The sequence below is a fragment of the Selenomonas dianae genome (assembly GCF_030644225.1).
GTDB classification, from domain to species: Bacteria; Bacillota; Negativicutes; order Selenomonadales; family Selenomonadaceae; genus Centipeda; species Centipeda dianae.
In genome coordinates this window covers 2,357,109-2,377,604 of the sequence record NZ_CP128650.1, presented here as the reverse complement: position 1 = coordinate 2,377,604, position 20,496 = coordinate 2,357,109, and the positions used below count along the sequence as shown (strand labels likewise).

Here is a 20,496-nt window from a genome sequence, read left to right as displayed (position 1 = left end):
ACGTTTCTCCTCTGTTATGCCTCTATTATGGACGATGAGAACGTCTTTTTCAAGCGAAAATCACACGGAAAATATGCTTTTTTGTGTGTTATTTATTCTAATTTATAGTTATTTATCGTTATTTTATATAATTATTTTGTATTTATCAGTTCGCGGCACATGAAATTGATCTGACTTAACAAAAAAAGCATCCCCCACAGGTATCAAAACCTGCGGGGGATGCTTGTCTGCGTTGTCAGCGATTGCGGTAGTGGTCGGCGATCGTGTGCGGGGCTTCCCCTGCGATCGTGCCGTGTGCCATGGGGGCGGCGTAGGATGCGGGTGCGCCCTGCGGGCGGATGTCCGTGATGGGCGGCTGCGGTGCCGCCGTCTGCTGCGGGCGTGCCGCGCTTTGGTAGGCGTTCTCCTCCTTGCGGGAGCGGAAACGGTTCCACGCCCAGCGGATCGCCATGAAGGCGACGACGGCGATGGCGACATTCGCGAGGACGCCGAGGATGTCGGCGAGCATCCCGCCGCCCATGCCGAACATGGAGGCGAGCAGTCCGCCGAGCATCATGCCGCCTGCGAGAAGCCCGATGTTTCTGAGGGTGTTGCCCCAGCCCGAGCTTTTCTGCGCCGCACTCGCAGCGCCGGCGGTGTTCGCCTTTGCGCCTGCGGCGGGCGCGTTCTTGTCGAGCTGGTTCGCACTCTTGGACGGTGCGTAGCCCTCGCCGTTGCCCGAGACGGATTTGCTCTGGCTGCCGCTCTGTGTGGACGGTGCCGCTTTTGGTGCGGACGGAGCCGCCTTCGGCGCGAGGCGTGCGCCGCCCTTTGCCGCCTCAACCTGTGCGCCGAGCGTGCTCTGCACGGCGTTCGGGACGAGGATGGGGGCGGTCAGGGTCAGCGAGCCGACCATTGCCGCTGCGATGAGTTTCTTCAGGTTCATTCGATGTTCTCCTTTAATATATCATTCGAAACGGGGATAGTCCCGGTATTCGTAACCGAATTGAAAAACGCAAATTAATACCTTGACGAGCGGTGCTCCGTAGCAAACCCTAGTGGAGCAAGCGGGAAAAAGTGTGCGACCCGCCCCCTGCGGATTTTGACCGTTCAAGCGAAGCGCGTTTGAAATCCGCAGGTATTTAGGCGGACGAGCACACGACCGCTTGCGTAACGAGGCGTTCTGCGAGGAGCACGCGAGGATGCCTTACTCCCGATAGGACTTCACGTCCTCGGGGAAGGCGTAGATCTCACCGACGGTGTCGAGTTCGCCCGAGAGGTAGCGGTCGATGTCGTCCACGTCGATGTAGAGTTTGCAGTCGATCTCAAGATAGCCCTGCTCGCGCCCGTCCGAGAGGTCGCGGATCGCCATGAGCTTTTCGCGGAGCTTCAGAAGATCGGTGCGCGTCGCGTGTACGTCAAGACGCAGCTGCGGTACACCGTATTCCTTGAGCACTTCATCCATTGTCATGCGCTGTGACATAGTATGTTCCTTTCCTTTATATGCAATCATTGACTATTTGTCTTTATCCTATCCGATGATGCTGAATTTTGGCTGAAATTCGACTCTGCGGCATCCTTTTGTCCCTCCTGCCGTCGCCTGTGCAGGGCGCGGAGGGCGGCGGTGAGGGTGCGTTTCTCATGGAGGAAGCTCTCATAGTCGAGATCGCCCGCCGCGCTCTGCATCCGTATCGTAAGTGTGTGTATGGCCGCCTCCATGCGGCGGATGGCGGCATCCGGATCCTGCATGGCATTCCCTCCCATCTCCTGTGTATTGTAACAGGATTGAGAAAAATTGTCTATATGCGCATGAAAAGCTGTGGTATAATGGGAATTGTTTGAACAATAATAAGGAGTCTTGTCTTGAAGAAGCTATTCTATGAAACGGTTCGGGAGAATACGCTTGCGCTGCAGCGGACGCAGGACACGCAGCGTACGCGCTTTATTTTGGCGCGTACGCTGGTCTTTCCCGTGATGCTGATTGTCCTGCTGCACGGCTATGATGCGGGTTCGGCGGCAGAACTCCTGTTGGGCGGTTTCCTGCTGCTGCTGTTTGCGGTGCTCGTGGCGCGGCATCGCAAACTGGAGCGGATGCGCCTGCTGACACAGGCGTATCTGGCGGTGACGGCGGGGTATCTCGCACGGTTTACGGGGGAGTGGAAGAAGCTGCCCGAGGATGGCGCGGGATATGCGAAGGAGACGCGTCCGCCCGACCGCGATCTGCACATCTTCGGCGCGGCGTCGCTCTATCAGTATCTCTGTGCCGCGCGGACGCAGACGGGGCGGCAGCGTCTCGCCGCCGCGCTCACGGCGACACCGAAGAATCTCGCACGGACGCGCCGCCGTCAGGCGGCGGTGGCGGAGCTGTTGGCGCATCCGATTCTGTGCCTCGAACTGGAGGCGCGCGGGGCGCGTCTGCCGGACGGACACGATACGCGCGAGCTGGCAAAGGAACTGGCACAGCCGCTCAATGGATCGCTGAAACTCATCTCATGTATTGGTATTGTATTTGCAAATGCTTTTGTTTTCTCGTTTCTGTGGATGCTGTTTGCGGACGGTCCGTGGTCGGTGCCGCTCGTGCTCTTCATGTTCAATCTGACGGTGGCGATGGCGTTCTATCCGCGTACGCAGCGTGAGCTTGCCCCACTGGGACACATGGCGCGGGAGCTGCGGCTCTACGGGCGGATCTTTCACGCGCTGGAGCGTGCGCCGCTGCGGGGGGAGGCGTTCGCGGCAATTCTCGCGCCGCTCTTTGCGCCCGTGCGTGCGCGGCAGGCGCAGACGCGTCTCACGACGCTGGCGGAGTGCGCGGCGATGCGGCGCAATTTTGTCTTTTACATCCTTGCGAACGGGGGGCTTCTCTGGGATCTGCACTGTATGGCGTATTTCTCGCACTGGCGCACGCAGGCGGGTGCGGCGGCGGCGGGCTGGCTGAAGGTCTGGGCGGAGGTGGAGGTGCTTCTCTCTCTTGCGCGGGTGGGGCATACGCGTGCGGTTCACACGTTCCCGCAGTTCCTTGCGGGGGGATCGCCGCGTCTTGATGCGGAGGGGGCGATGCCGCTCGTGATCCCCGAGGAGACGGCGACGCCGAACGATGCACACCGCGCAGCGGGGACGCTTGTCATCACAGGATCGAATATGTCCGGCAAGACGACGTATATGCGGACGCTGGGCTCGAATGCTGTTCTTGCCTACGCGGGCGCGCCTGTGTGTGCGACGTCGTTCGCGCTGACCCCGATGGCGGTCTATACGTCGATCCAGATCAGCGACGATCTGGCGGGCGGGATCTCCACGTTCTACGCCGAGCTCCTGCGCATTAAGAAGATGATGGAATGCAGTAGGCGCGGTACGCCGATGCTCATTCTGATTGATGAGATCTTTCGCGGGACGAACTCTGCCGACCGCATTGTCGGGGCGCGTGAGGCGATCCGACGGCTGACGCTGCCGCACGCGATTACGATTGTAACGACGCACGATTTCGAGCTGTGCGATCTCGCGTGCGCGGGTGTGCCTGTGGAGAACGCGCATTTTGAGGAGCACTACGAGGGCGATCGGATTCTCTTTGACTTCAAGATCCGCGCGGGTCGCTGCCGCACGACGAACGCGCAGTACCTCTTGCGGATGGCGGGCATCATGGGGGAGTGAGGGCGCGGACACCTGCACGTTAGGTACACGAAAAGGCTGGTACACGAAGTCAGAAAACTTCGTGTACCAGCCTGTTTTGATGTCTGCTGTCCGTGACTTAGGGAAGCACTGATAAATTCAGCACCGCCATCTTAACGCATCTTTTCCGCCCGCACTGTGCCCTAGAATCCTCCACATAGCCCTTGCTATGCGTCCGGTTTGCCTCCTTGTTCAGACGAAAAATCTGCGCCAATCTGACGGACTTCATTTTATCAGCGATTCCTTAGAAGCTGAAGCGGACACCGGCGTCCATGCGCCACTGCTTGTTGAGATCGCTGTTGAGGGTGCGCGTGTAGTTCGCATAGACATAGGAGCTGTCGCTGAGCCGGACGCTGCCGCCAAGCTCCATGTTCAGCCATGTTTCCTTCAGCGATACATGGGTCGCCTTTGGCGCATAGCCTTCCTCATGGTACTGCGTGTCGAAGCCGCCGGCGAACTCATGGGAAAGGCCGAGCCGTGCGAAAAGATTGCTCTTTTTCGTTTCCTGACCGATGCCGATGTTCAGCCGTCCGACGACGCTGTTAAATGCGTCCTGATGAATGTTCAGCGTATTGCCGCCGCCGCGTGCGACCGTGTCAAAGCCTTGCAGTCTGCCAAAGGTCAGCTCTGCGCTCGGCTCGATGTAGAAGCCGCCGTGCTGCGGAATCCGTTTGCCGTACTCTGCACTGAGCGATGTTCCCCATGCCTTCTGGCTGCCGCTGAGGGTTACAGCGGCATTGCTCGCCGTATAGTTGCCATGCATACGTCCGATGTGGGCGATGAGGTCGAGATAGGAGCCGTCCTTTCGCTGCTGTGCGCCGTAGAGCGCGAGGCTGCCCATGCGCCCGTCCGCGTGCCCGCCGCTGTAGTTTGCGCTCATCCTGCCGTAGTCGAATGCCGCACCGACGGTCCAGTCCCGAACGTCGCGGTCATAGCCGACCTGTACCGTGTGCCGGGTGAGATCCATGTCGATGTTCGGCTGATCGATGGAGCTTTTTCCGCCGAAATACTTCACCCATGCGCCGCGCTCCGTGCTCCCGAGACGCAGCTCGCCCATGCGGCGCTGCAGATCGTTGTTGTTGCCGCTCCACAGGAGTACGCCGGCGAGTAGGCCTGTCTTGGTGCCGCGCATGATGGCGGTCTCGTTCGCCCCGTAGGTGACTGCGGACGGTGTGAACTTGCCCTGTCCCGTCGCCGCATCATAGTTGACGTCCTCCAGACGCAGGGTGGCAGCGGAGGTCGTCAGTCCCTCGGCGATCCCGACCTGTCCCTTGAGGTTCCGTTCGCCGTTCTGATAGGCGGTGTAGTAGAGTTTCTGTGCGAGTGCGCCGAGCGTCGCTTCAACCTTGCCGCGTTCTTCGGGATTCTTGGAGCCGGGGTTCAGTCCTGCGTTGTCGGTGCGGAGGGTGATGCCGCTGTTCGGTGCTGCCTTTTTGATGACAATATCGCCGCCGATGATGGAGGACGGATTTGCAGCGTCATGCTTATACATGAGATTTGTATAGCCACTGTAGTTCTCAATCGAGATGGGGCGATCGTCCTCCTGATGGATGGTGCCCGCCTTCTCGGGGGTCTCCCCGCCGATCAGTGCGCGCAGTTTGCTGCCCGTAAAGTCATGCGTCCGACCGCCCCATTTTCCTGTGAGGAGTGTGCCCCATTTGCTGTTGTGCCATGTCGCGCCGTTCTGGAGGTACAGGTTCAGTCCCGTTTTCTCGCGAACGGCTTGTTTTTCAGGCTTGTAGGTTGTATCCTTCTCTTTGAAGTCGTCGAGCACAACGCCATGCAGTACGGAGTCCGCTGTCGTCAGTCCGAGGTTGATGGTGGTCGGCGCATTCCCGGGCGTGGTCTTGCCATCCTCGCGGCTGATGAGCGCAATGTTCCCGTAGACCTTGGTCGTGCGGGTGCCGGCACCCGTCACGTTGCCCGCGCTGTCACGCACGACGTTCATGTGGATGGTGCCCTCCTCCGCGTTCAGTGCGAAGTGGGGCAGTGGGGTATCCTGCTTCGTGCGGATCGTGCCGCCGCCGCCGATCGTGATGAGGGAGCGTGCGCCCGCATGGACACCGGTGCCATCGACATCGACATCCACATCGCCGCCGATGGTCACCGTGCTGCCCGGCTTGTCCTCGTCATAGTTCAGCCCTGCAAAGATGCCGTTGACATAGTAGTGGCTCAGGAACTTGGGTGGACGGTTGGGAGAGTCCTGCTCCTGCTCGGGCACGCGCACATGGACCTTGGCGTTGCCGTTTACGACGATATTGCCATGATGCACGGTCGCAATGCCGTTCGTAAAGGTGGGATCCTGCTCGCCTGATCCGTTCGGCGCTTTGTAGTATTTGTTCTTTACCGTAATATCCACATCGCCGTTCACGGTCACCGTGCTGTGAGGTACATTGTACTTTGTATTATCCGAGCCGCATACGATGCCGAACGTCTCCTTGCCGCTGCCGCTTTTTGCAATCTGGTCGACGTTGATGACGACCTTTTTCGCTGTGATGGTGATGTCCTTGGTCTTTTTATAGTTGTGATCCGCTTTAAATCCACGTTCGCAGTAGCTCTGGATGCCGTACTGATCCTTGGAGTTCAGCGTGAGCGTGACCCCCGGGGCGCTGACCTTGATCGGATTCGCTTCCCCCGTGATGGATCTCACATTGAGGGTGCTGTCCTTGGTGAACGTGTAGGTCTTTGTTGCGCTGTCCCATACATTATATTTCTTAAAGTCACTGGATGAGGCAAAGAGCGCAGGTTTCCCGTCGATACGCCCATTGTTGAACGTCGTCCCCGTCTGCTCCGCCGCAAAGGCAGAGGAACAGACACTCAGTCCCAGCAGCACGCTGAGTGTCAAAGCACCATACTTTTTGTGTGTCATTCGGACACCTAAGAAATTCCGCATCAATTGCCCTCCATTAAACTGCGTGTAAATTACTGCTTATCATAATATAATCAGTTCTTATTCCTGTCAACATTTCTGTGAAAAAAATCACATTCAATTTAATTATGAATTTAATTCCTCTTGTTTATATTGTTTGGATCTATCATCTGAGGCGATATGGGGCTGACTGCGCTGTATGGCGACATCGTGACAGACCCTCAAAAATCTGTTATAATGGAAAAGATTTCTATAGAAGGAAGGGAATGTAGATCAACTCTGTTGAAAGGATATGAAATGAGTGAGCAAGGTGCAAGACCCGCCGCAACGGCGGGGGTCATGACTGCCGCAGCGGTGGTCTACGCGCTCGCAGCGATCTATCTGCCCATGCTGACGATGATGATGGGGATGCTGTGGCCGGTCTTTATCGCGCTCGTGACGGTGCGCGAGGGGCTGCGTTGGGGCGTGCTTGCTGCTGCGGCATCCCTCCTGCTGACAATGCTGTTTGCGACGCCGGCGACGGGGGCGTTCTTCGTGCTCTCGTTCGCGCCGACGGGGATTGTTCTCGGCGCGCTCTTTCGGCGGCGGGAAAAGACCGTGCGCGCCCTCATGGGCGGCGCACTCGCCTCGCTCGTCGGAAAGGCGGCGGCGGCGGGGATGATGCTGCTGCTCTTCGGGCTGAATCCATTCGCGATGGATCTGTCGGCGGCGGATGCGACGATGGATGAAACGCTCGCCATGTACCGCAGTTTCGGCATGGATGAGGCACAGCTGGAGGAGACACGCGCTGCGTCGGCGCAGGTACTGGATCTGTTCGTCCTGATGCTGCCCGCGCTCTTTCTCGGGAGTTCTGTGATCGAGGTGATGGCATCGTTCGTGCTTCTGCGCAAGGTGCTCGCACGCCTCGGGATACCCGCCGCACCGCTGCCGCCGTTTACGACGTGGCACCTGCCGGTCTTTTTCCCGTATCTCTTTGCCTTCTCCCTGATCGGGATCTACTGGGGGGCGACGCGGGACATCGCGTGGCTCTATCAGGTGGCGCTGAACGGCTATCTGATCGCATTCGTTGCGGGTCTGGTGCAGGGGATTTCCCTCGTGCAGTTCCTGATGCAGCGCTTCGGGCTCTCTCTGTTTGTGCGTATTCTGATCTATGCGTTCATTGCACTCAACGGCTTTCTGACACAGATCATCTCGTGGACGGGGCTGTTTGACATCGCCTTTGACTATCGGAAAAAATTTAGGAAATACAAGTAAGATACATAACATAATATATACAAAAGAAATGCAAAGTAGGTGATTCTATGCCGCGAAATCTATCCGCGTGGATTGATCTGACGATCCATCTGATCGTCATGCTCGCGCTCGCGCTCATGACGTATTGCTACAATTCCTATGTGGGCGCTGCCGCGCTTCTCCTGTGGGCGCTGCTCGCCGCATTTGCGTGGGAACGGTGTCATGACAGGGAACGGCGTTTTGAACGCTACTGTATGGGCATCATCCGTAATGTCAACAATGTGATGAACTATGCGGTCGATCGGCTCCCGCAGGCGATTCTCGTTGTGGCGCAGGACGGACACCTGGAGTGGTGCAACCGTCAGCTTGCGGAATATCTCGGCGGCACGAAGCCGGAGCAGGGGACGCGCATGGCGGACATCTGGCCGGATTTCAAGGTGGATGAGATCTGGGGGACGGAGGGCGGTTACCGCTTTAGCCATGAGGGGCGTACCTACCATGTCTACCATCGCGTTGTGCCGACGCAGATGGATGCGCTGATGGCGTTCTATGTCGAGGATGAAACGGAGCTTTGCGATCTGCAAAAGCGGTTTCGCGAGAGCCGCACCGCTCTCCTCTACATCCAGGTTGACAACTATGACGAGATCATGCAGGGACAGACGGAGGCGGAGAAGTCCATGCTGCTGCTCGCGGTGCGCGAGCGTCTTGATGCGTGGATCAATGGGCTTGGCGGCTTTATGCGGAGTGTCTCGGACGGGGTGTTCTTGGCGCTGCTCGACCGCGCCGCCCTCGATCATGTGATCGCGGAGAAGTTTGACATCCTCGATCAGGTGCGCAAGATCGTGAATACGAAGGGGATGCCCGTGACGCTCTCCATCGGTCTGTCGCTCGCGGCGGATCAGACGTTCAAGGAGCTCGGTGAGGAGGCGGCGGCAAAGCTCGACCTCGCGCTCGGACGCGGCGGTGATCAGGTGGCGGCGGGCATCAGCGGCAAGACGCAGTTCTTTGGCGGGAAGGCGAAGGCAGTGGAGAAGCACACACGCGTCAAGGCACGCGTTGTGGCGCACGCGCTGCGTGATATTATGGAGAGCGCGGACGAGGTCTACGTCATGGGACATCAAAATGAGGACTATGACTGTTTCGGCGCTGCCATGGGTGTGGCGTGTATGGCGCGTGCGCTCGGCAAGCCCGTGCACATCGTGCTCAGTGATACGAATGAGGGCATTGACCGCGTGCTCGATATGGTACGGAAGGATGAGTCGTATGACGAGATCTTTGTCCGTGCCGGCGATATTGCGGGGGTCGCCTCCGCAACGGCGCTGCTCGTTGTGGTGGATGCACACGTTCCACACATTCTCGCGGACAAGTCGCTGCTCGACCGCATTCCGAAGGTCGTCGTGATCGATCACCACCGCCGCAGCGAGAACTTTGTCAAAAATCCGCTGCTGGTCTACCTTGAGACCGCATCCAGCTCGGCGAGTGAGCTGGTGACGGAGCTTCTCATGTATTTCGGCGATACCGCGCGTCTGACGCGTCTCGATGCGACGGCGCTGTATTCCGGCATCGTGGTGGATACGAAGAATTTCAACGTCAGTGCGGGTGTCCGTACGTTTGACGCTGCGGCGTATCTCCGGCGTGCGGGTGCAGATCCTGTGCTCGTGCGGGCACTCTTTCAGAGCGACTACGAAACGACGGTGGCACTCGCACGGGCAAAGGCGAATGCAGAGTTCTTCGCGGGCGGGCTCATCGTCGGGAGCATTCCGGAGCGTCTGGCGAACGGACAGATCATCGCGGCTCAGGCGGCGGATGGGATGCTCCGCGTGGACGGGGTACGCATGAGCATCTACGTGTTCCAGATGCCGGGCGATATGGTCGGCATCAGTGCGCGCTCGACGGGTGAGCTGAATGTGCAGGTGATTATGGAGGCATTCGGCGGCGGCGGTCACGCAAATGTCGCAGGTGCACAGGTCAGGGGCGTACCCCTCTCGGTGGTGCGCGGAAATGTTGTTGAACAGGCGAGAAAATACATAGAGGAGAGTGACACACATGAAGGTCATATTGCAGGCGGACGTTAAAAATATCGGGAAAAAGGGCGAGATTGTGGAGGTTGCGGACGGGTACGGGCGCAACTTCCTCCTGCCGCGAAAGTTCGCGCTGCCCGCAAACAGCGCGAATGTGAATGTGGCAAAGGCACAGGCGGGTGCAAAGGCACGCAAGGATGCGATGGCGGTTGATGAGGCAAAGCTGATGGCGGCACAGCTCGAAAAGGTCGAGGTGGAGATCCCCGTGCGCATCGGCGAGAACGGGCGGCTGTTCGGCGCGGTGACGGGCAAGGATGTCGCGGAGGCGCTGAAGAAGAAGAACATCGACATCGACCGCCGCAAGATCACGATTCGCGGCGAGGTCGTGGGCGAGGGGCTGTATGAGGCAATCGTCAAGGTGCATCCGAACATCTCCACCACGATCAAGATTCATGTGAGAAAAGAGTAGACACGGTGTCGAGTGCCCTTCGCAAACACCTCGTTACGCAAGCGAACGTACACTTATCGCTGAGGGAAGAACTGACTCAATGAAGCGATTCAGATTGGTGTAGATTTTTCGTCCTGTCAAGAAGATAAACCGAAAGCATAGCGATGACTATGCTGAGAGTTTGTCGACGCAGAGAGGGCGGAAAAGATGCGACAAGATGAATGGCTGAGTGAGTTAGTTCTTCCCTAATACCTGCGGATTTCAAACGCGCTTGCTTGAACGAATGAAATCCTCAGGGGGTAGAACGTGGACTTTTCTCGCTTGCTTCACTAGGGTTTCTCAGGGCATCTCTTCCACCTATACATCATATTTCCAGTATTTTACAAAGAACTATCAAACACTATAAACGCAGGCTGATGAAGGCTTCTTCATCAGCTTTTCTCTCAAAAGGAAACAATTTCTATGTCATTTTTAAAGGATTTGTTCGGCGGGGACGGGAAAGGCGAAAACACGCCCGCGCTCACCCCTGAGGCACGCATCGACGCGGAGATCGCCGCACTCTTTCGGATGCTCGCGGATACGATGGGGACGGAGCGGCTTGTCATCCAGGCGGGCAAGATGAATGCAATGGCGCTCATGCGCTCGGAGAATCGCCGTGAGCGCGTGCTCGCCCTCATGCGGATCCTTGAGGAGGATCCGCTGCTTGCCCCGCCGCCGTCCGAGGCGGAGATCCCCGAGATCCTCGCCCGCATGACGGAGCAGATGGCGGGGATGCTCGCCCGCCGCGACCTTGAGGATCGGATCGAGCGCAAGGTGACGGAAAAGCTCGAAAAGGATCACGAGGAGTATGTAGACGATATCCGTCGGCAGGTGATCTCAGAGGAGAGCCCCGGCGCAGAGTCGCCGCACGACAAGAAGAAGCGCGAGGATCTGGAGGCACTGGAGGAGATTCACCTCACACAGTCCGTCATGGAGCTGCTGCGCCCGCGCAGCTTTGACGAGGTCGTCGGACAGGAGCGTGCCGTGCGGTCGCTCATGGCGAAACTGTCCTCGCCCTACCCGCAGCACCTCCTCCTCTACGGTCCGCCGGGCGTGGGCAAGACGACGGCGGCGCGGCTCGTGTTGGAGGCGGCAAAGAAACGCACCGTTTCCCCGTTCGCGGCATCCGCACCGTTCGTGGAGACGGACGGGACGACACTGCGTTGGGATCCGCGCGACATGACGAACCCTCTGCTTGGCTCGGTGCATGACCCCATCTATCAGGGAGCGCAAAAGAGCCTCGCGGACAGCGGCGTACCCGAACCAAAGCCCGGGCTTGTGACGGACGCGCACGGCGGCATTCTCTTCATCGACGAAATCGGCGAGATGGACGAGATGCTGCAAAACAAGCTGCTCAAAGTTCTTGAGGACAAGCGTGCCTACTTTGAATCGGCGTACTATGACCCCGACGACAAGCGCGTGCCGCCCTACATCCGCAAGCTCTTTGAGGAAGGGGCGCCGGCGGACTTTGTTCTCATCGGGGCGACGACGCGCGATGCGGATCACATCAACCCCGCGCTCCGTTCACGCTGCGCGGAGATCTACTTTGAGCCGCTGACTCCCGCACACATCCTTACGATTGTGGAGAATGCAGCGCAGCGACTTCATGTCTCCCTTGATGATGGCGCGGCCCAGCTCATCAGTGAGTACACCATCGAGGGACGCAAGGCGATCAACATTCTCGCGGATGCCTACAGCCTCGCACTGAACCGATTGTCGGATACGGAGATTGAGCGCATTGTTTCACGTGAAACAATCCACGAGGGACAGGATGCTTCCGCAAGGGAAACGGGGCAGCCTGCGATGGAAAATGTTTCACGTGAAACAATCAACGTCCCCCTCCATGTAACAAAGGAGGATGTTTACGAAGTCGCACAGGTCAGCCGCCTCTATCCGTTCGGTCGCAAAAAAGCATCCGATACCCCTGCGGTCGGCAGGGTGTTCGGCCTCGGGGTCTCCGGGTTTCTCGGCTCGCTCATCGAGATTGAGGCGGTGGCGTTTCCTGCCGCAGAGAAGGGGAAAGGGACGGTGCGCTTCAACGAAACGGCGGGCAGTATGGCAAAGGACTCCGTGTTCAACGCGGCATCGGTCATGCGCCAGCTCACCGGGCGTGACATCCACGACTACGAAATCCATGTCAATGTGATCGGCGGCGGCAACATCGACGGCCCAAGCGCGGGTACGGCGATCCTCGCGGCAATCGTGAGCGCAGTGACGGGGGCTGCCGTTCGTCAGAATGTCGCTGTGACGGGTGAAATCTCGCTGCAAGGGGAGATGAGACCCGTCGGCGGCGTGTTTGAGAAGGCATACGGAGCGCGACAGGCGGGCATCTCCACCCTCATCATCCCGTGGGAGAACGAGAAGGACATCCCCGAGGAACATCTGGGACTTGAGATACACCGTCTGAGGAAAGCGGAGGAGGCGTTTGCGATTCTCTTTGCGGACGATGCGTGGAAGAAGAAAACCGAAGAAGTGTAATATGAGTTGGGCGTTATCCTCCCCTTGCGAACGCTTAGTTGCGTAAACGGTCGCGTGCTCGTCCGCCGAAATACCTGCGGATTTCAAACGCGCTCCGCTTGAACGAATAAAATCCGCAGGGGGCGGGTCGCACGCTTTTTCCGTTTACTTCACTAGGATTCGCTGCGGGGAGGATATTATTCTGCGCATAGATACAGAATGATAAATCATCAAGAAGAATCTCTATCTCTACCGAGGCAAAGGGAAACACGAATGTTTATCTCGAAAGGAGAATCCGATGGCGGAAGGACGTATCCCACCGCAGAACATTGAGGCGGAGCTGTCCGTCCTCGGAGCGATGATGCTGAAACCTGCGGCGGTCACACAGGCGATCGAACTGCTGCGTGCGGACGAGTTTTATCGGCAGGCACATCGCGCTGTATTTGAGGCGATGGAGGAACTGGTTCGCAACGGCGAGCCGGTTGACATCGTGACGGTGACGGAACTGCTGAAAAAGAAGAATCTCATCGAGCAGGTCGGCGGCATCTCATTTCTCGCGAACCTGACCAATCGTGTGCCGAGCACGGCGAACCTCGTCCACTATGCGAAGATCGTGCGGGAGAAGGCGGTTCTGCGTGCGCTCATCGACGCGAGTACGGAGATCGCAGGCGCGGCGTATGAGGCGAGCGAGGACATCGCCGAGCAGCTCGATGATGCGGAGCGCAAGATCCTCGCCATCGCAGGCGGACAGACGACGGGTACATTTGTGCCGATCAAGGACGTGGTCTTTGATGCCGTGGATCGTGTCAGCGAGCTTGCCAAGGCAAAGGGGGGGATCACGGGTCTCTCGACGGGGCTTGTAACGCTCGACTCCGTGACGCGCGGCCTGCAAAAATCCGATCTCATCATCGTTGCGGCACGCCCTGCGATGGGGAAGACGGCATTTGTCCTCAACCTTGCGACCCATGTCGCGCTCCAAGGCGGGACGGTCGCATTCTTTTCTCTCGAAATGCCGCGCGAACAGCTCATGCACCGTATCTTCTGCGCCGAAGGGCAGATTGACGCGACGCGTCTGGCACGCGGGGAACTGGACGATGAGGAGTGGGAACGCCTCGTCAAGGTCGCCGACCGCATGATGAAGACGAACCTGTACTTTGACGATACGAGCAGCACTACGGTTCTTGACATCCGTACGCGTGCACGCCGGCTCAAGGCGGAGCACGGACTGGATCTGATCGCTATCGACTATCTGCAGCTGATCCAAGCGCCCGGACGCGCGGAGAACCGCACCCTTGCCGTCGCCGAGATGACGCGTTCGCTGAAGGTGCTCGCGCGCGAGCTCTCTGTGCCGATTGTCGTCCTCTCGCAGCTCTCGCGTGCAACGGAGGGACGCTCGGACAAGCGCCCCATGCTCTCCGACCTGCGTGAGTCCGGCTCCATCGAGCAGGATGCGGACATCGTCATGTTCCTCTATCGTGAGGACTACTACAATCAGGATACGGAGAACGCGAACATCACCGAACTGAGTATCGCGAAGCACCGCAACGGCGCGACAGATACGGTGAAACTGTTCTTTCAGAAGGAGTATACGCGCTTCCGCGATCTCACACGGGAATCCTGATTGTTTCACGTGAAACAATCATTTTCTCACCCCTCTTTTCAAAAAAGAGGGGATTTTTTTTGTCATTTGTGCTATGATGAAGGGAGTTCATATGTATGGATTGCGTGCGTCCTGTACGCATCAATAGGCAGGGGAGGAAGAGTCGTGTTAAAGAGTATTGCGATCATGACGAGCGGGGGAGACAGCCCGGGGATGAATGCGGCGGCGCGCGCGGTTGCACGTACGGCACTCTATGAGGGCGTGAAGGTCTGGGGCATCACTGACGGGTATCACGGGCTCTTGGAGGAGAACCTTCGGGAACTCCAGTCGCGCGATGTGGGCGACATTATCCAGCGCGGCGGGACGTTCCTCGGGACGGCACGCTGCAAGCGGTGGCAGACCCCCGAGGGACGCCGCCTCGGACATGAGAATCTCATCAAGCGCGGGATTGAGGGGCTCTGCGTGATCGGTGGCGACGGGTCGCTGCGCGGCGCACAACTGCTCTCCGAGGAGTACGGTTTTCCGATTGTAGGACTGCCGGGGACGATTGACAACGATGTCTGGGGCATGGACTACACGATCGGCTGCGACACGGCGGCGAACACGATCATCGACGCGATCAACAAGCTACGCGATACGGCATCGGCACACCGCCGCGTCATTGTCCTTGAGGTCATGGGGCGCGGCAGCGGATGGCTCGCCCTCGTCTCGGGGATCTCGGGCGGTGCGGAGTACATCATTGTGCCCGAGGAGGAGTTCGATCTGGAACAGCTCACGCAGGATCTTTCCCGCGCCTATGAGCACGGCAAACGCTACATCCTCATTGTGGTTGCCGAGGGCGCGGCATCGGGACAGGAGGTCTGTGACTACATCGCATCGCATACGGACATCGAGACGCGTGTCTCCGTGCTCGGTCACATCCAGCGCGGCGGCTCGCCGACCGTCATTGACCGCGTCCGTGCAAGTCAGCTCGGGGAGCAGGCGGCGCTCGCCCTCATCTCGGGGCTCTCGGGCGTGGTGTTCGGCTACAGCAAGGGACACGTCGTCTCGGTCAACCTCTACGATGCCGTGAACAACAAGAAGAAGCTCGACCCCGACTATCTGCATCTGGCGAAGGTACTGTTCTAAAACGCAGGGTTGGGCTTTCCCCCTGCAAAATCAGTTGTTAAACAGAGCCTACGTCAAATGATACGGATATACGTGCTCCACGCAAACACTTAGTTGCGCAAGCGTTCGTGTGCTTGTACGCTCAAATACCGCCAGACTTCTTAAACGCGCTACGCTTGAACGAAAGAAGTCCGGCGGGGCGTACCGCACAAGCGGTCAACGTCATCCAATCACACTTCGCTAACGCTTGTGTTCTTGGGACGTTTTCCCATGCGACCTGTTACCCAATCAGCTTCGTCCTGCGGACTTGCTTCTTGGACAGGTCAGTATTTTCCCGCTTGCTCCACTAGGGTTTGCTTAGGAGCATCGCTGTCCGCATTCTTCCGTAACACTTATCATAGAATCGTTAAACACCACTCCCGCAGAAAGGATGATCCCGTGGCAAAGATCATAGCGATTGCCAGTCAGAAGGGCGGCGTCGGCAAAACGACGACGGCGGTCAATCTCGCCGCCGCTGTCGCACGCATGAAACGCCGTGTCCTGCTCGTTGACATTGACCCGCAGGGGAATGCGACGAGCGGGTTCGGCATTGACAAGAATATGCTCATGACCACGACCTACCGTGTCCTCATCGGCGGGGACAGCCTGCGGGATGCGGTAATTCACTCGGATTACCGCGTGGATGTCCTGCCCGCGAACGTCGAGCTTGCGGGCGCGGAGGTGGAACTGGCGTCCCTTGCACGGCGGGAGACGCGTCTTAGGGATGCGCTCTCGACCGTTGCGCACGACTACGACTACATCTTCATCGACTGCCCGCCGTCGCTCGGCTTTCTCACACTGAACGCACTCACGGCGGCGCACGCCGTCCTCATCCCGATCCAGTGTGAGTTCTACGCACTCGAAGGGGTGGCACAGCTGATGAACACGATCGGCCTCGTGCAGGAGAGTGCGAATCCCGCCCTCACCGTCCAAGGGGTTGTGATGACCATGTACGATGGGCGCACACGCATTGCGACGCAGGTCGTCGAGGAGGTAAAAAACGTCTTTGGTACGGCGCTCTATCGTACGTTGATCCCGCGTAATGTGCGGCTCTCGGAGGCACCGTCCTTCGGACAGCCCATCACCTCCTACGACATCACATCGCGCGGTGCGGAGAGCTACATCGAGCTTGCGAGGGAGGTCATGAAGCGTGAAGAAAGCTAAGACCGGCGGTCTCGGGCGCGGCCTCGGCGCACTCGGACTGGGGAAAAACATGATCGCAGGGCAAAAGCCGACGGATGCACCTGCCGCAGAGAGGCGGACGGCTTCTCCCACAGAGCAGACGGCATCCGCCGTACCGGCAAGCCCTGCACAGATCGCTGTGGATGCCATACAGCCGAACCGTTTTCAGCCGCGCCGTGAGTTCGACGAGGCGGCATTGGAGGAGCTGCGCGAGTCCATCGCACGGCATGGCATTCTGCAGCCGCTCTCCGTGCGTGCCATCGGCGACGGCAGATATGAGCTGATCGCGGGCGAGCGCCGCCTGCGTGCGGCACGCCTTGCAGGGCTCACGCACGTTCCCGTCGTCATGCGCACGGCGACGGATGCCGAGATGGCGGAGATGGCGCTCATCGAGAACATCCAGCGCGAGGATCTGAACCCGATCGAGGAGGCGCGTGCCTACGAGCAGTTGCTGACGAAGTTCCGCCTCTCGCAGGAGGAACTGGCGCGGCGCGTGGCACGCAGCCGCTCGGCGATCGCCAACAGCGTGCGCCTCCTGCGCCTCGCCGAGGGCGTACAGGCATTTATCGCGAACGGTGTCCTCACGATGGGGCAGGTGCGCCCTCTCCTCGCAATTGACAGCCACGCGCTCCAATACGAGGCGGCGGAGTACATACAGGAGCATGAGCTCTCGGCACGCGGCGCGGAGGCACTCGTGAAGCGGCTCGCCAAAGACGCGAACGCCCTCAAAAAACGGGAACAGACGGAAAAACAGGAGCGTACGCCGGACATCTTCGTCCGTGCGGCGGAGGAGCGTCTGACGCAGAAACTCGGGACGAAGGTCCGTATACAGGAGGGACGTGAGAAGGGAAAGGGACGGTTGGAGATCAGCTATTTTTCCGCCGATGATCTCGAACGCCTGTTGGGACTTCTCACGGGCACGGATGGCCCGTCCAAGGAGGATAAGCGTGCGGCGCTGCGTGCGATCTCCACGCAGTCCTTCACCGTCTGACTGCCGACATAGGGAAGGAAGAAAACATTGTTTCTGAACAGTCTCGTCAACTATATCACAGCACATGAGGCAGCACTCCTGCTGACCTCCATGCTGCTTATTCTGGTCTTACTGATTTTGGTCATCTATACCATGGTGCGCCTCAGCTCGATGCGTGCACGCTACCGCGAGATGATGCGCGGCACGCAGGCGGACGATCTGGAGGGAATGCTGATCGGACACATCCACGAGGTCGAGGCGATCGCTGCGACGAATGCGCAGATTCTTGAGGAGAACGAGCTCATCCGGCAGTTCATCCGCAAGTCGATCGTGCGCGTCGCCTCCGTCCGGTTCCGCGCGTTCGAGGACATGGGCGGCGATCTCAGCTATGCGGTCGCCATGCTCGATGCGAACAACGACGGCGTGATCTTTTCGAGCATCTTCGCCCGTGCGGACTCGCGCAGCTACATCAAACCGATCAAGAACGGCTCCTCGGAGTATCCGCTCACCGATGAGGAGAAGGGCGTGCTGCGCGAGGCGATGGCGCAGCCGCTGCCGATCAAGTATTGAGGAAGCATAGAAAACCTGCTGGCACTCAGCAGGTTTTCATTTTTTTCGGCTAGGATAGGTCGGAGGAACAGTGCCGTCTGTCTGTGCGCTCCTCGCAGAACCCTCGTTACGCAAGCGGTCGGACACTTGCTTCACTAGGGCTTGCTGCGGAGCAACACAGACCGTCCGTGCCCTTCCCCGTTGAACAAGGAAAGACCTCTATATCATCCAGGAGAACAGCTTGAACGAAGAAACACGCTATCAAATCCAATTCATCGACAACGCAGCGGATGTGACGCGCACGGTGCGTCTCTCGCTGCGTTCTGCACGCTTGCTCGCCGTGGGGGCTGGGGCGGCGGTCGCTGTCCTTGCAGCGGCATCGGTGCTCTCCATTTATACCCTCATGCGGGGCGATACGAACAATGCGGAGACGGCACAGCTGCGCGAGGCGAACCGCATCCAACAGGAGCAGATTCTGCAGGTATCGAAAAGGGCTGCCGCCCTCCAACAGGATCTCGATCAGCTGCGCCGCTCCGAGGACGGGCTGCGTGCCATCGTCGGCGCACCGCCCGCCGCTGCGGACGAGACTGTGCAGGAGGGGACATATGCCCCGACGGGCGGCGCACCGCATGACCTCACCACCGCCGATGTCGGTGAGGCGCTCACGATGATCGAGCAGCGTCTTGGTACGCGCCGCTCCTCCATTGACCTCCTCGCCGAGACCCTGCGCAGGGAGTTCCCCGGGGCGGCAGGGTTCGTCTCGGACGATGCCACACATACCGTACCCTCCATCTGGCCGGCGGCGGGCTATGTCAGCTCGCCCTACGGTCTGCGTTTTGACGGCACGGAGTTCCATCAGGGGATCGACATTGCCGCCGAGATGGGTACGCCCATTGTTGCGACCGCCGACGGCGTTGTCACGGCGGCGGGATGGAACGGCGGCTACGGCAACATGGTCGATGTGGATCACGGCGGCGGCATCGTGACGCGCTACGGACACGCCTCCGCGCTTGCCGTCACGGTTGGACAACAGGTACGGCGCGGCGAGGTGATCGCCTACGTCGGCTCGACGGGACACTCGACAGGTCCGCACGTTCACTATGAGGTGCGCGTTGACGGTCAGCCCGTCAACCCCGCAGGATATTTATAAGGGAGAACGGTATGAAATCCATCATTTGTATGATTGCCGCAGGGCTTTTCCTCCTGTCCGCATGGGGCGTGCGTGCGGAGGCAAAGGACATCCACGAGGTTATGACGGCACAGGAGCAGCATGAGAGCGCCGCGCCCGCAGATGCGGATGCAAAAAATGCGGACGAGGAGAGCACTCTTGAGGAGGAGCTGGATGAACTCGGTGATGCGTCTGTCGGTTCGCACGAGGAAGAACGCACATCGCATCCTGCGCATGAGGGCGCAGCAGCGCAGGAGTCTGCTGCAAAAGAGCCCGCACCGCAGGACGGTGGGCACGGGATCGGCATTGCTCCCACGGCATCTGACAATGCTGCCTACGGCGCGGCGACCGCGATCGAACCCGTGACGCTCGCGGAGGGCGACTGGGTCTTTATCGAGGGCGACGAGCGGCGCGGGTGGTTCTTTGACCGCACGCGGATGCAGCGGAACGAGGACGGCACACTTTCCTACTGGCAGCTCATCCTCTACAACGACCTCGGCAGCGCACAGTTCGTGCGTGCGATGCACGACGAGGCATACGAAAACGTCCGTTACACCCTCCAACGGCGCGTGCTCGACCCCAAAAAGAACACGATCCGCACCTATGAGATCATCGCCTATGACGGCGCGAACACGGTGATCACGGATGCGGAGCGCGACGGGCACGCTGCCGAGATCCGTCCGAACACCATGGCGGAGAAGGAGCGTGACGCCGTGAAGAAGGCGGCGAAGAAATACAAGGTGAAAAATAAATCTCGGACATACTGAGAATAAATGTCGTATATTGACATTTTCCACAAAATCTGTTAGAATTAACAAACGATTAAGAAAGCGTAATCCGTGCTTCCTTCCATAGCAGAGGGGGAAACTCCTCTCCGTTTCCGAGCAAAAATATCTAAGGGCATGTGCCTATGATATTGCGCCTGCGCTGCGGCTCGGCCAAGACGCGCACAGGGTTCGGGCAGAAATGCCCGTGCCTTCCCGTCGGGAGGCATCGTCTCTCCCTTGAAAAGGAAACGACAGAATCGCCAATCACGGGATGTGTCTGCATCTGTTTCGATGTGCATAGATGCGGTGGATACGACTGTGTCATGGGCTGTTTGTCGTGCCTTGGGTACGGGGGACAGCCTTTTTGCGTGAAAAAACGAACGTAAAATTAGTTTCTCTGCCGCA

The 20,496-nt window shown here is 58.9% G+C and carries 17 protein-coding genes and 1 riboswitch; of the genes, 12 read left to right on the top strand and 5 right to left on the bottom strand.

Translation table 11 applies throughout. From position 1 onward, the window contains the following. Positions 1-235: 235 nt before the first annotated feature. The 3 genes from QU667_RS11515 to QU667_RS11505 form a co-directional block, all read right to left on the bottom strand. Positions 236-925 carry a hypothetical protein gene (locus tag QU667_RS11515; protein ID WP_304987292.1) on the bottom strand — a complete coding sequence of 230 codons (690 nt, stop codon included), beginning with the start codon at positions 923-925 and terminating at the stop codon, positions 236-238. A 261-nt stretch (positions 926-1,186) separates the two neighbouring features. Continuing rightward, positions 1,187-1,462 carry a hypothetical protein gene (locus QU667_RS11510; RefSeq protein WP_304987291.1) on the bottom strand — a complete coding sequence of 92 codons (276 nt, stop codon included), beginning with the start codon at positions 1,460-1,462 and terminating at the stop codon, positions 1,187-1,189. Positions 1,463-1,488: 26 nt separating this feature from the next. Next, positions 1,489-1,728 carry a V-type ATP synthase subunit D gene (locus QU667_RS11505; protein WP_304987290.1) on the bottom strand — a complete coding sequence of 80 codons (240 nt, stop codon included), beginning with the start codon at positions 1,726-1,728 and terminating at the stop codon, positions 1,489-1,491. 114 nt (positions 1,729-1,842) lie between these two features. On the opposite strand from QU667_RS11505, the gene QU667_RS11500 reads away from it, so the two are divergent. Next, positions 1,843-3,624 carry a MutS-related protein gene (locus tag QU667_RS11500; RefSeq protein WP_304987289.1) on the top strand — a complete coding sequence of 594 codons (1,782 nt, stop codon included), beginning with the start codon at positions 1,843-1,845 and terminating at the stop codon, positions 3,622-3,624. Positions 3,625-3,721: 97 nt separating this feature from the next. Here the strand turns inward: QU667_RS11500 and QU667_RS11495 are convergent, their stop codons facing one another. Beyond that, complete coding sequence (locus tag QU667_RS11495) at positions 3,722-3,871, bottom strand: secretion protein HlyD (protein WP_304987288.1); 150 nt, start codon at positions 3,869-3,871, stop codon at positions 3,722-3,724. Positions 3,872-3,886: 15 nt separating this feature from the next. Beyond that, positions 3,887-6,535: an autotransporter outer membrane beta-barrel domain-containing protein gene (locus QU667_RS11490; protein WP_304987287.1), complete on the bottom strand. Its 2,649-nt coding sequence runs from the start codon at positions 6,533-6,535 to the stop codon at positions 3,887-3,889. Positions 6,536-6,808: 273 nt separating this feature from the next. On the opposite strand from QU667_RS11490, the gene QU667_RS11485 reads away from it, so the two are divergent. From QU667_RS11485 to QU667_RS11430, 11 genes are all read left to right on the top strand, one after another. After that, complete coding sequence (locus tag QU667_RS11485) at positions 6,809-7,765, top strand: YybS family protein (protein WP_304987286.1); 957 nt, start codon at positions 6,809-6,811, stop codon at positions 7,763-7,765. A 47-nt stretch (positions 7,766-7,812) separates the two neighbouring features. Then, positions 7,813-9,819 carry a DHH family phosphoesterase gene (locus tag QU667_RS11480; protein ID WP_304987285.1) on the top strand — a complete coding sequence of 669 codons (2,007 nt, stop codon included), beginning with the start codon at positions 7,813-7,815 and terminating at the stop codon, positions 9,817-9,819. After that, positions 9,791-10,234: a 50S ribosomal protein L9 gene (rplI, locus tag QU667_RS11475; RefSeq protein ID WP_304987284.1), complete on the top strand. Its 444-nt coding sequence runs from the start codon at positions 9,791-9,793 to the stop codon at positions 10,232-10,234. The genes QU667_RS11480 and rplI overlap by 29 nt, the downstream gene beginning before the upstream one ends. 441 nt (positions 10,235-10,675) lie before the next feature. After that, the gene (locus tag QU667_RS11465; RefSeq protein ID WP_304987283.1) at positions 10,676-12,730 is read left to right on the top strand and encodes a S16 family serine protease; all 2,055 of its coding nucleotides are present in this window, start codon (positions 10,676-10,678) and stop codon (positions 12,728-12,730) included. A gap of 277 nt (positions 12,731-13,007) precedes the next feature. Further along, positions 13,008-14,330 (top strand): replicative DNA helicase, encoded by a 1,323-nt coding sequence (dnaB, locus tag QU667_RS11460; RefSeq protein WP_304987282.1) that lies wholly within the window; start codon positions 13,008-13,010, stop codon positions 14,328-14,330. Between the two features lie 144 nt (positions 14,331-14,474). Beyond that, on the top strand, positions 14,475-15,437 hold the full coding sequence (gene pfkA / locus QU667_RS11455) for a 6-phosphofructokinase (RefSeq protein WP_304987281.1): 963 nt from the start codon (positions 14,475-14,477) through the stop codon (positions 15,435-15,437). Between the two features lie 417 nt (positions 15,438-15,854). Further along, positions 15,855-16,619, top strand: a complete 765-nt coding sequence (locus QU667_RS11450) for a ParA family protein (RefSeq protein WP_304987280.1) — start codon at positions 15,855-15,857, stop codon at positions 16,617-16,619. Continuing rightward, entirely contained in the window at positions 16,606-17,628 is a 1,023-nt protein-coding gene (locus tag QU667_RS11445) for a ParB/RepB/Spo0J family partition protein (protein ID WP_304987279.1), read from the top strand. The genes QU667_RS11450 and QU667_RS11445 overlap by 14 nt, the downstream gene beginning before the upstream one ends. A gap of 27 nt (positions 17,629-17,655) precedes the next feature. Then, positions 17,656-18,177 (top strand): DUF4446 family protein, encoded by a 522-nt coding sequence (locus QU667_RS11440; protein WP_304987278.1) that lies wholly within the window; start codon positions 17,656-17,658, stop codon positions 18,175-18,177. 220 nt (positions 18,178-18,397) lie between these two features. Continuing rightward, positions 18,398-19,306 carry a M23 family metallopeptidase gene (locus QU667_RS11435; RefSeq protein ID WP_304987277.1) on the top strand — a complete coding sequence of 303 codons (909 nt, stop codon included), beginning with the start codon at positions 18,398-18,400 and terminating at the stop codon, positions 19,304-19,306. An 11-nt stretch (positions 19,307-19,317) separates the two neighbouring features. Continuing rightward, positions 19,318-20,091, top strand: a complete 774-nt coding sequence (locus QU667_RS11430; protein WP_304987276.1) for a hypothetical protein — start codon at positions 19,318-19,320, stop codon at positions 20,089-20,091. A gap of 99 nt (positions 20,092-20,190) precedes the next feature. Beyond that, positions 20,191-20,355, top strand: a riboswitch (molybdenum cofactor riboswitch). The last annotated feature ends 141 nt before the right edge of the window (positions 20,356-20,496 follow it).